Source organism: Chryseobacterium endophyticum (assembly GCF_056333165.1).
In genome coordinates, this window is record NZ_JBWGXE010000001.1 from 922,074 (window position 1) to 932,623 (window position 10,550).

The window sequence follows — 10,550 nt, forward strand, 5'->3', positions numbered from 1 at the left end:
ATTTTAAAAATAAACTATTATGAAAACACATCATTATATATTTCTTACGACTATCCTTTTTATTATTCTCTTTTACAATCAGAATATCGGGCTGAACCTCGGAATCATCGGATTGATCTACGCGGTTCTAACTTTTTTCAAAACTCCGGAGAGAAACAGGACCAAAACCTTTATTTTCCTTTTTATAACAAGTATTCTTTCCAGCGGTGCATTTGCCTGGTACGGGGATTTTCCTTCGTTTCTGGCTGTGGTCAGTTCGGTGATTTTGTTGGGCTACCGCTCAAGGAATAGGAGAATGAAAATCCTGCTGCTAATTCCCGTTATGGTTACTAACTTTTCTACTTTTTTGTGCAGGTTTTTCAGTTTTGACCAATGGCTTCCCAAGAAAAAAATAACAGGATTTTGGCAAAAAGCATTTGCATTGATCTTCGTCCCGTTGCTGTTGATCTCTGTTTTCTTTGGGGTTTACTCTGTCGGAAGTGACCATTTTGCCGGTCTTTTTAAAGATATTGAATTTGACATTAACTTCTGGCAGTTTATTGCCATTGCCACCTTAGGTATTTTTATTGCTTTTACGTACTGGAATCATGTTGTCGAAAGGTTAATTTATAAAACCAACTCTAGTTTAGATAATGACTTCAATGAAAAGGATAAAGTACTGAAACCTACCTATTCTTTTTTTGATCTCGATACAGAAAGAATGAGCGGCATGATTTCCCTTCTGGCCCTGAATATTTTGCTGGTATTTTTTATCATCACTTACAATTACGAACAGTTTTATGAATCGGTAAAAACCCCTGTGCAGCTTTCTGAAGAAACTCATGAAAGGGTAAATGCCGTAATCATTTCAATAGTCATGTCGATTCTGGTCATTATGTTTTATTTTAAATCAAGCTTTAATTTTGATCCTAAAGCAGGCCTTATGAAAAATTTAGCAAAAATCTGGATTTTCCTGAATGCGGTGTTGGTAATTTCGGCCATGTTGAAAAATTCGGAATACATAACCAGCTACGGATTTACCTACAAAAGACTGGGCGTTTATGCATTTTTGATTTTAGCACTGGTCGGATTGTCCATGACTTTCATTAAAATTCAAAAGCAGAAAAGGAATATTTTTTTATTCAATTCAATGGTGTGGTGCATATACGGAATAGTCCTTATCTGCAGCTACATCAACTGGGGTGGCATGATTACTTCCCAAAATATGAAACGCAAAGATTTTGTCCTGAATTATTATGAAACAACCATCAATTTTAATGACAGGCAGTTGTTGGACTATGCTGCAAAAACTCATGATGAAAGTCTCAGAAAATCGATCCTGAATAAAGCAGTAATGTACAGAAATGAGAAAATATTGTCCAGAGCCCTGTATTATCAGACCATAAAGTAGCAAAGGAAAATTTAATGAGTAAAAATTAATCTATTTAAAATCTAATTTTATTTTAAGGTTATAATGGACTTAATGGAATAATTTTGGCATCATTAACCGCCTATAGTTTAGAACATACAATTAAAGTCATTATTATGAAAAAAATCTTATTGCTCATTCCTTTGGTTATTATATCATGTAAAAAAGAATCGAAAACCTCTGATACACAACATACAGATTCGCTGGCTTCCGTAGAGCAGCCTGTACAAAAGGAAAATGATGATTCGGCAGCATTAAGAATGAAAGATTCCATCATCAATAACGCTCCGAAAACCAAAGAAGTTCTTCGGACAGGGGTGATGAGGGAAGTAAAGGACGGGCAGATTGTCAGAACGGTAGATGGTGAACATCTTCCAATAACATTAGGCGAGGAATTTACCAAAGATAACCAGGAGCTTGTTCTCAAAATCACCGATTTTGCGAATCCGGAAATAAAGGCAAAAATATCTACAAAAGAAAAGGATTTCAATATCCGCTTTAACCAGATCAAATTGCCCAACGGCGATTACGACGGGCCTTTTGGGAGAGACCTTACCTATACGCTCAAAGATAAAGGGGAGGTTTGGCTGATCATCGGGAAAAGCAACATGGCCTCAGGAAATACGAAGGGCAGCTTTACGGTAAGTATAGAATAATTTTTAACAATTTGGTATAGTTTCTGCTTCCAAAATTTTAAAATTTATCATTATGAAAAATATATTTTTGACAGCGGCAGTGGCCTCAGTGGCTTTGGTAAGTTGCGGCACCGTGCAGTCGTTGGTTCAGAATACATTTCCTTATACCGCTAATGTTTTGATTTCAACCGGCGTTCCTGCAGATAAAGAGGTTTCTTCTACTGCAACAGCATCAAATGTGCAGACCTGGTTTGGAGGTAATAATAATGCAAAGATAAAAGATGTGAGAATCTCGGAAGCTAAAGTTTCCGTGGTGTCGCCGTCAGGAGGGAATTTAAGTGCTTTTAAATCCATAAAAGTATATATTTCATCCAGCGGAACAGGAGAAAGGCTGGTGGCTTCCAGATCCAATCTCTCTACCGATGCCTCAAGTCTGACCCTTGATCTTGAAAATTCAGGTTTTCTGGATGAAGTTGTTAAAAGTACGGGCGTTACGGTAAGAACGGTTTATGAACTGAAAAATCAGACCAGTTCGGACATGAACCTTAGAGTTTCACTTAATTTCAGCAGTATTCCTGCGAATTAGTTTTTTTATAAAAGTTTATTTGAAAAAACGTCTTTCAGCGATGAAAGACGTTTTTATTTTTATCGGTAATATTTACTTGAAATCGACCAGCTCAACATCAAAAATCAACGTGGACCCCGGAGGGATTACATTTCCGGCTCCATTATCTCCGTAAGCTAGGTCAGCAGGCAGATAAAATCTGTATTTTGCCCCTTTGCTCATCAGCTGTATTCCTTCTGTCCAGCCTTTGATAACGCCTGAAAGACTGAGCTCAGCAGGTTTTCCACCATTCTTTTCTGTGGAATCGAAAACAGTTCCGTCCATCAGTTTTCCGGCGTAGATGACGGTTACGATGCTTGTTGCAGTTGGTTTTGCTTTTCCGTCGCCTTCTTTCAGTACTTCATACTGCAGGCCGCTTGCTGTTGTTTTTATATTTTTGTTAAGCTTGTTTTTCGCAAGAAATTCGTTGCCTTTCTTTTTGTTTTCTTCCGCTTTGGCTTTTTCGACAGCCATTCTTTTTTCGTTCTGCTTCTGCATGAATCCCTGCATGAAATTGCTCATTTCTTCTTTGGGGAATAATTTCGGCTTGTCACCGAATTCGTCTTTCATGGCCTGGGCAAGCAAATCGGGATCTACGGCAAAGCCCTGTCTTTTCATATTCTGTGCGATGTCAAGACCGATGTAATAGGAAGCTTTCTGATCTTCCGTATAGGTTTTCTGAGCATAAGTAGCGCTGATTCCCGAAAGAATAAGCAAAGTAATGAATGTTTTTTTCATTTTTTGTTAATTAAAAATTCGGTGCAAATTTAATATTTTATTACAGAATCCATCACGATTGTTACGGGTCCGTCATTTATTAATGAAACTTTCATGTCGGCTCCGAAAATTCCGCTTTCGGTTTTTAATCCGGATTTTGAGATTTCTTGTTTAAAATAATCAAAAAGCGGAACCGCTTTCTCCGGTTTTGCGGCTTTGATGAAAGACGGCCTGTTTCCTTTTTTGTAATCCGCAATCAGGGTAAACTGGCTGATGCAAAGGATTTCTCCTTTAATGTCCTTTACGGAAAGATTGAGTTTTCCGTTTTCATCCCCGAAAATTCTTAAATTTAAAATTTTCTGCACAAGCCAATCGGCATCGGTCTCAGTATCATTTTCATCAATTCCAATCAGAAGCATAAGGCCTTTTCCGATTTCTCCGACAGTTTTTCCGTTTACTTTTACGTGGGATTCCGAAACTCTTTGGATGACGACTTTCATTTAGTAATAAATATTTAAAATTTTCCCTGCCGGGTCATAATTGTAAAGATATGTTTTAGGAGGAACATTGGCTACGGCAGTAGGCTGTCCTGTCAATAAAATCCATTGGGCATTATCCTTCGGACAAACCACCCTTATATTATCCTTTACTTCTAATGTTGTATTGTTATCGGGGCAGATATGCGGTGCATTACGATCATATACTTTAAAAGTCGTATCGGAAGCCCTCACTACGATAAGCCCTCTTGTTCCGGACTGTTGTTCATTAATATAAACCCATCCTCCCACCTGATTCAGAGCATAATATGCGGGAAGATTAAGGTTAAGAGTCACATTGATAGGGTTACTGGGGAAACAACTCACCGTGTCTTCTCTGCTTCCACAGGATTTTATGGCTAAAACACTGACAATCAATAATGTTATTATAGATAATATTGAAAAAGTTTTTTTCATTTCAATTTAAATTTTTATATATTTGTAGAAATTAAACGATTACAACTCGAAAACATTGTCCGGCAAATGTCGGATTATTTTTTTATACTAAAACTAAATTTTGAAAATTATGGCAAGCTATGTTACAAAGGAGGGATTAGACAAAATGAAAGCTGAGCTGGAACAGTTGGAAACAATAGAGCGACCAAAAATTACCCAGCAGATTGCAGAGGCAAGAGACAAGGGAGATTTGTCTGAAAATGCAGAGTATGATGCCGCCAAAGAAGCGCAGGGAATGCTGGAAATGAGGATTTCGAAGCTGAAGGATATCATTGCGACGTCAAAAATCATTGATGAAAGCCAGCTTGATACCTCAAAAGTTTCCATTCTTACGACCGTAAAGCTGAAAAATAATGCAACAAAGCAGGAGCAGGTTTTTACCCTGGTTCCTGATAATGAGAGCGACCTTAAGGCAGGGAAAATTTCAGTAAATACTCCTATCGCAAAAGGTCTTCTCGGGAAGGTCGTAGGCGAAACGGCTGATATCACGCTGCCTAACGGAAATAAACTTTCCTTCGAAGTACTGGATATTAGTTTGTAGTACCGGATTTCTAACTTTAAATATTTAGAAAAAATGAGCACCATATTTACAAAGATCATCAATGGCGAAATTCCCTCATATATCATCGCCGAAAATGAAAATTTTATCGCTTTTCTGGATGCCATGCCTCTGGTAAAAGGCCATACGCTGGTCGTTCCCAAAAAAGAGGTAGATCTTATTTTTGATCTGGAAAGTGAGGAATATAAAAACCTTTGGGGATTTGCTCAGGAAGTGTCCAAAAAAATTAAAAAGGCCATCCCTTGTGTACGGGTCGGAGTAGCCGTGGTAGGGCTGGAGGTGCCTCATGCCCATATCCATTTAATTCCTTTAAACAAAGTAGAAGATATGAATTTCAAAAATGAAAGATTAAAGCTTTCAAATGAAGAATATACTGAAATTCAAAATTCAATCATTAATGCTTAAAATATGATAAACTCGTAAATTTTACGAGTTTATTTAATCTATACTTATATCTGATATAAAAATGAATTCAAACCAGTGTTCTTTCTGCGGAAGAAAGAGAAATGAAGTGCAGATGCTGATTTCCGGTCAGAATGGTTTTATTTGTGAAAACTGTATTGAGCAGGCTCACGCTATCGTAAAAGACAGCTCGGCAAAGCCGGGATTTTCACCTGCAGAAAATATGGAAGAACTGAAGAAACCAAAAGAGATCAAAGAATTTCTGGATCAGTATGTCATCGGACAGGACCAGGCGAAAAAACAATTGTCCATCGCTGTTTATAACCATTACAAAAGATTACTCCATGCCCAGAACGAAAACCGTGAAGTAGAGCTTGAGAAATCGAATATCATCATGATCGGCGAGACCGGAACCGGGAAAACCTTACTGGCAAAGACTATTGCTCGCGAGCTTAATGTTCCTTTCTGCATTGTAGATGCTACTATTTTAACGGAAGCCGGATATGTGGGAGAAGACGTTGAAAGTATCCTGTCAAGACTTCTGATGGTTGCAGATTACGATGTGGAAAAAGCTGAAAGAGGAATTGTCTTTATTGATGAAATTGATAAAATCGCCAGAAAATCGGATAACCCAAGCATTACCAGGGATGTTTCCGGAGAAGGTGTGCAGCAGGGTTTATTAAAGCTTCTTGAAGGAAGTATCGTGAATGTACCACCACAGGGAGGAAGAAAGCATCCGGATCAGAAATACATCCAGGTAAATACGCAGAACATTCTTTTCATCGCAGGTGGGGCTTTCGATGGGATTAAAGAAATCATTGAAAGAAGAATGAACAAGCAGGCTATTGGTTTCAGTGCCGAAAAGATTAACAAAACAGGTGAGGAGGAATATGTTTTAACAAATATCAACGCTATTGACCTTCGTTCCTTTGGATTGATCCCCGAGCTTTTGGGAAGATTCCCGATTATCACTTATCTTGATAAACTTACCAAAGAAACAATGATCAGGATTATGAAAGAGCCTAAAAATTCTATTGTAAACCAATTCATCGAGCTGTTTAAAATGGACGGAACAAACCTGGTTTTTACAGACGAAGCCATCGAAAAGATCGTGGAAGAAACTATCGAGAAAGGATTAGGAGCCAGAGGACTGAGAGGGACAACTGAAAAAGTTCTCGAAGATTACATGTTTTCTATCGGTGAAGAAAAGGAAATCGTATTAACGGAGGATAACATTTTTGTTAATAAATAAAATATTTTTGTTTTTTAATGAAAAAAATATAACTTTGCAATTGAAATATTGTATAACACACAAATAATACATACAATGAGAAAAAATTTATTTGCTATTGGCTTAATAGCAGCTGGTTATTCTGTTCAGGCGCAGAATATATTAGTACACGTAGATAATACGGCCGTTACATATGTAAGTAAAGGAACTCTGTTTTATACCGGCGGAGGCTTACAGATGAAAGGCAACGGTACGATTGAAAATCATGGTAATTTTATGATTGAAGGAACTTCCAGCGATTATTTTAAAACTATTGATATGTCGACACCTCCGGCTGACAAAACAGAAGCGAACGGAGGCGGAAATTTCGTTAATAAATTGAATGAACCCGATTATTACGCAACCTACAACGTTAATGATTCCCAGGTAGCGCCCAGCTATACTTATGGACAGCTTTATATTAACGGGATTCCTCAGGAACAAATTTTAGGTATTGTCGATCAGGAGTTTAGGGCCATTAAACATGGTACTTATCAACAAATAGGGTTGCCTTTCTATTATAAAAGAGTAGGTAGCTTAAGTGCGGAACTCGGTAAGACATTCGACAATAACAGACATTCTCAGAATGATATTCTCATGGTTAACAATACCACTGTTGTTCCCATGAGTGTCAGTCCATCTTCTTATATAGGAAGCCCTCAATATCCCAGTATAGCTTACTATATGTTGGGAGGTGCCAATCTCGATTTGAGTGTTACCAGAACAATAAAAGGGCGGCCTTTAAGCGAGGGCGATGTGATTACGCTTCAAGGTGCAGGTGCCACAGTAAATTTTGGAACCAATGGTAATGCTGAAAATCAATATCATGAAAAGTACTATACTTATCTTCAGGATGATTTTGTGACAACACCTTGGTCCGGAACCTACGGACGATATATGTATCAATACGCAAATCCGTTCTTAACAAACCTCGACTTATCACAAATTGCTATAGACGATACAAATGGTGATGGAGTAAACTTGAAAACAATTCAAGGGGTAAGGCTTGAAGTTTCCGCTGGTGCTGTACAAAGTACATCCGGAGGAACATTTGCAAGTGGATCTGGCGCGTATAAATATATTACATTTACATCTGGCGTGCCAACGGGTGATGTCAATTATGTAATGGTAAGACCGCTAGGAACTTTTGTTATTAAACTTACCAGCAATACTGTTGTTAATCCAAATGATAATAAGATTAATTTTGCAAATCTTAGAAGATTCAATTATTATAGCAGAAGTGCAGGAACGACTTACAATGTTACTGCCAGTAGAAATACATTAAATAATACAGTAAAACAATTAGGAGTAATTGGTCTTGATGCCGATGGTAATGAAGTAGCAAGGACATATTATGTAGTGTATCCTAACGGTACCACAGGGCATTCTGTTTCTCAAGCATTAACACAGGTAAAAGCCAGCAGCACCGATCTTTTAGGTACATTCGAAGAAGCTCCTGCAGGAGGTTATGATACCAATTACTCTGGCCAGTACTGGCTATATATTAATGAGGCAAATGAGAATAATTTCACAGGAAAAAATATTAAGATGGTTAATTATGACCTCAATAAGATAAAATCTTATAAATTCGAGATCAGAGAAAATGCCAACCCAGTAAGCAACGGAACGCATGCCTTATCTTCAGGAATAGGGTTTTATTATAAGCCTCAGAATGGAACTGTTCAGCAGGCTGTTCAGGGGGCTGTTATTCCTGCGAATACCGCTGAATTTGATCTTTATTATGGAGAACCTAGCAATATTGTATTGTCAACAGCTGATACATCTGTATCTACTCCTTCTCGAACTATGGTCGTTTATAACCCAGCGATCACGAATTACATCGTAAGATTTGATCCTAACTGGAAAAAAGCAGATATTGATGTTTATGATATGAGCGGTAAGCTGGTTATCACTAAAAAAGCTGTGGATGCTTCAACAGATTTTGTCATTGAACTGGATAATAAAATTAAAAATGCTTATTTAGTAAAGGTTGTTTCCGAAAAAGGAGAAGTCGTTACTGCCAAAATCTTAAAATAATAAATATGAAAGCGATAAATAAATTTATTCCTGTTTTTTTTCTACTCGGATTTCAACTCATAATTAATGCTCAGGATAAAGTCCCGCCGCCTAATTCCAATTCAAGTGCTAAAGGGATTGTGGGACCAGGGGTACAGTCCTCACCTGTTGATATGTATGTGTATATGCTTGCTGTTATTGCAGGTCTGTTAATAATTTTTTTCAGTAAAAAGTATGCACCTAAAAAAATATAATTTTTATTAAAATAATATTAAACTCTCTGATTACTCGGAGAGTTTTTTTATTTTTACCTTATGAAAAAGATTTTTACTTTAACGGCTGCAATCGCCGCATTTTCATTACACGCACAGTTTACCGTTACCATTCAGGCGCCTGCTGATTTTAAAGATCAGGATGCCATTCTATATATTTTAAATGGTTCCAAAGATATAATCTTTTCCAAGGAACAGAGTAAGAACAATACCTGGACTTTTAAATATCCGAAAAACTATATGGGAATGATGAAAGTTTATTTCCCTGCGTCAAACAATACTTTTAATTTTATTTCCGAAAATAAAAATGTCAGTGTAAAACTTGATACTCAGACTAATAAAATTAAGGACATTATCTACCTTGACGAAGCCAATGATCTTATGAGTAAATTTCAGGAAGGCTCTCAGAAAAAAGAGCTTATACTCCCGGCACTTGCTCAGATCAAAGAATATTATAAAGACAATACGGATTTTGGCAAAGCACTTAGAACCGAAATCAACAGGCTAAGCGGAAGTTCTGAAGGTATTGATCAGGCAAAGCATCCTTTCATCTATTATTACAATACAAATTACAGTAAATTTCTTTCTAATGACACTTCGAAAAAAGTGAGCCAGGAAGATATTATTAATTTTATTGATAAATCTAATGATATGCTTGAGACATCATCATTATTGAGACCGGTTCTTGTGTCTTACCTCAACTCCGGAGGAAATACCAATGTCAGCACATCGGTAGACAAGCTTCTCGACCGGCTTAAGGTTGAAACGCCAAGAGGACAGACCGTTCTTTCTGAGCTGATCGATATTTTTGACGTGTACGACATGCAGGATTTTAAAGATAAATACCTGAGTCTGGCTAAAAACCTTAAGTGTACAATCACCGACCGATTGGCCTCTACTCTGAAATCGAATGCTAATGTTGAAACGGGCGCCGTTTTCCCTAATTACAAATTCCAGTCTCCGGTCAATACCACCGCTAAAACCCTTCACGATATAAAAGCAGATAAGAAAATAATTGTATTCTGGTCGTCTACATGTTCACACTGTGAGAGTGAGCTTCCACAGCTTCTGGCAAAATATAATGATTTGAAAGCACAAAATATTCAGGTTGTCGGTTTGTCATTGGATGTAGATAAAGATTCTTATACCAAAAAGATCAGTGCGTTTCCATGGGTGAATGATACTGAATTAAGAGGATGGAACAGCAGCTATGCCGATATGTATAATGTTCATGCAACACCAACTTATTTTATTTTGGATGCTAACAATAAGATTATCAGTAAGCCAGAACATGTAGGAGATGTTTTGGAATATTTTAAGCTAAAATAATTTTGGTTACTTGTAAATATTTTCTATATTTGCACCACCAAAACGGCGAGGTAGCTCAGTTGGTTAGAGCGCAGGATTCATAACCCTGAGGTCACGGGTTCAATTCCCGTCTTCGCTACAAAAAAGTCTGTAAGAAATTTCTTACAGACTTTTATTTTATAGGATATAGAATGCAAAAAGTATATTTTCATTTTTGTGAATTATTATCTTTACTAACACAAAAATGCCAAAGCAAAAAACGCTACTTTTCGTATGATCAACTTTGGTACCCCAGCAGTTTTCTCATTTGATAGAAGAATCTTTCAATAAGTCTGAGGTCCTGGGTTACGATTTCTGCGTTTCCTTT

At 37.2% G+C, this 10,550-nt stretch carries 12 protein-coding genes and 1 tRNA gene; 10 read left to right on the plus strand and 3 right to left on the minus strand.

Translation table 11 applies throughout. From position 1 onward, the window contains the following. Positions 1-19 precede the first annotated feature (19 nt). From AC0N32_RS04455 to AC0N32_RS04465, 3 genes are all read left to right on the plus strand, one after another. Complete coding sequence (locus AC0N32_RS04455; protein ID WP_476392643.1) at positions 20-1,390, plus strand: DUF4153 domain-containing protein; 1,371 nt, start codon at positions 20-22, stop codon at positions 1,388-1,390. 134 nt (positions 1,391-1,524) lie between these two features. Then, complete coding sequence (locus AC0N32_RS04460; protein ID WP_476392644.1) at positions 1,525-2,064, plus strand: hypothetical protein; 540 nt, start codon at positions 1,525-1,527, stop codon at positions 2,062-2,064. A 52-nt stretch (positions 2,065-2,116) separates the two neighbouring features. Beyond that, a complete protein-coding gene (locus AC0N32_RS04465) occupies positions 2,117-2,629 on the plus strand; it encodes a hypothetical protein (RefSeq protein WP_476392645.1) in 513 nt (170 codons plus the stop codon). Between the two features lie 72 nt (positions 2,630-2,701). Here AC0N32_RS04465 and AC0N32_RS04470 read toward each other — a convergent pair whose 3' ends face one another. From AC0N32_RS04470 to AC0N32_RS04480, 3 genes are read right to left on the minus strand one after another with little or no spacing between them, the layout of a single operon-like run. After that, positions 2,702-3,385 carry an FKBP-type peptidyl-prolyl cis-trans isomerase N-terminal domain-containing protein gene (locus AC0N32_RS04470; protein WP_476392646.1) on the minus strand — a complete coding sequence of 228 codons (684 nt, stop codon included), beginning with the start codon at positions 3,383-3,385 and terminating at the stop codon, positions 2,702-2,704. Between the two features lie 29 nt (positions 3,386-3,414). Beyond that, positions 3,415-3,864 carry a D-aminoacyl-tRNA deacylase gene (dtd, locus tag AC0N32_RS04475; protein ID WP_476392647.1) on the minus strand — a complete coding sequence of 150 codons (450 nt, stop codon included), beginning with the start codon at positions 3,862-3,864 and terminating at the stop codon, positions 3,415-3,417. Further along, a complete protein-coding gene (locus AC0N32_RS04480; protein WP_476392648.1) occupies positions 3,865-4,317 on the minus strand; it encodes a hypothetical protein in 453 nt (150 codons plus the stop codon). A gap of 109 nt (positions 4,318-4,426) precedes the next feature. Between AC0N32_RS04480 and greA the strand changes: the two genes are divergently transcribed. From greA to AC0N32_RS04515, 7 genes are all read left to right on the plus strand, one after another. Continuing rightward, the gene (gene greA, locus AC0N32_RS04485; protein WP_476392649.1) at positions 4,427-4,897 is read left to right on the plus strand and encodes a transcription elongation factor GreA; all 471 of its coding nucleotides are present in this window, start codon (positions 4,427-4,429) and stop codon (positions 4,895-4,897) included. A gap of 33 nt (positions 4,898-4,930) precedes the next feature. Beyond that, a complete protein-coding gene (locus AC0N32_RS04490) occupies positions 4,931-5,320 on the plus strand; it encodes an HIT family protein (protein WP_476392650.1) in 390 nt (129 codons plus the stop codon). Between the two features lie 61 nt (positions 5,321-5,381). Next, the gene (gene clpX / locus AC0N32_RS04495; RefSeq protein WP_476392651.1) at positions 5,382-6,569 is read left to right on the plus strand and encodes an ATP-dependent Clp protease ATP-binding subunit ClpX; all 1,188 of its coding nucleotides are present in this window, start codon (positions 5,382-5,384) and stop codon (positions 6,567-6,569) included. Between the two features lie 75 nt (positions 6,570-6,644). Next, positions 6,645-8,624 (plus strand): T9SS type A sorting domain-containing protein, encoded by a 1,980-nt coding sequence (locus AC0N32_RS04500; RefSeq protein WP_476392652.1) that lies wholly within the window; start codon positions 6,645-6,647, stop codon positions 8,622-8,624. 5 nt (positions 8,625-8,629) lie between these two features. Beyond that, positions 8,630-8,857, plus strand: a complete 228-nt coding sequence (locus tag AC0N32_RS04505) for a signal peptidase (RefSeq protein ID WP_476392653.1) — start codon at positions 8,630-8,632, stop codon at positions 8,855-8,857. Between the two features lie 60 nt (positions 8,858-8,917). Continuing rightward, entirely contained in the window at positions 8,918-10,204 is a 1,287-nt protein-coding gene (locus AC0N32_RS04510; RefSeq protein WP_476392654.1) for a peroxiredoxin family protein, read from the plus strand. A gap of 44 nt (positions 10,205-10,248) precedes the next feature. Continuing rightward, positions 10,249-10,322: transfer RNA gene (locus AC0N32_RS04515), tRNA-Met, on the plus strand. Positions 10,323-10,550 lie beyond the last annotated feature (228 nt).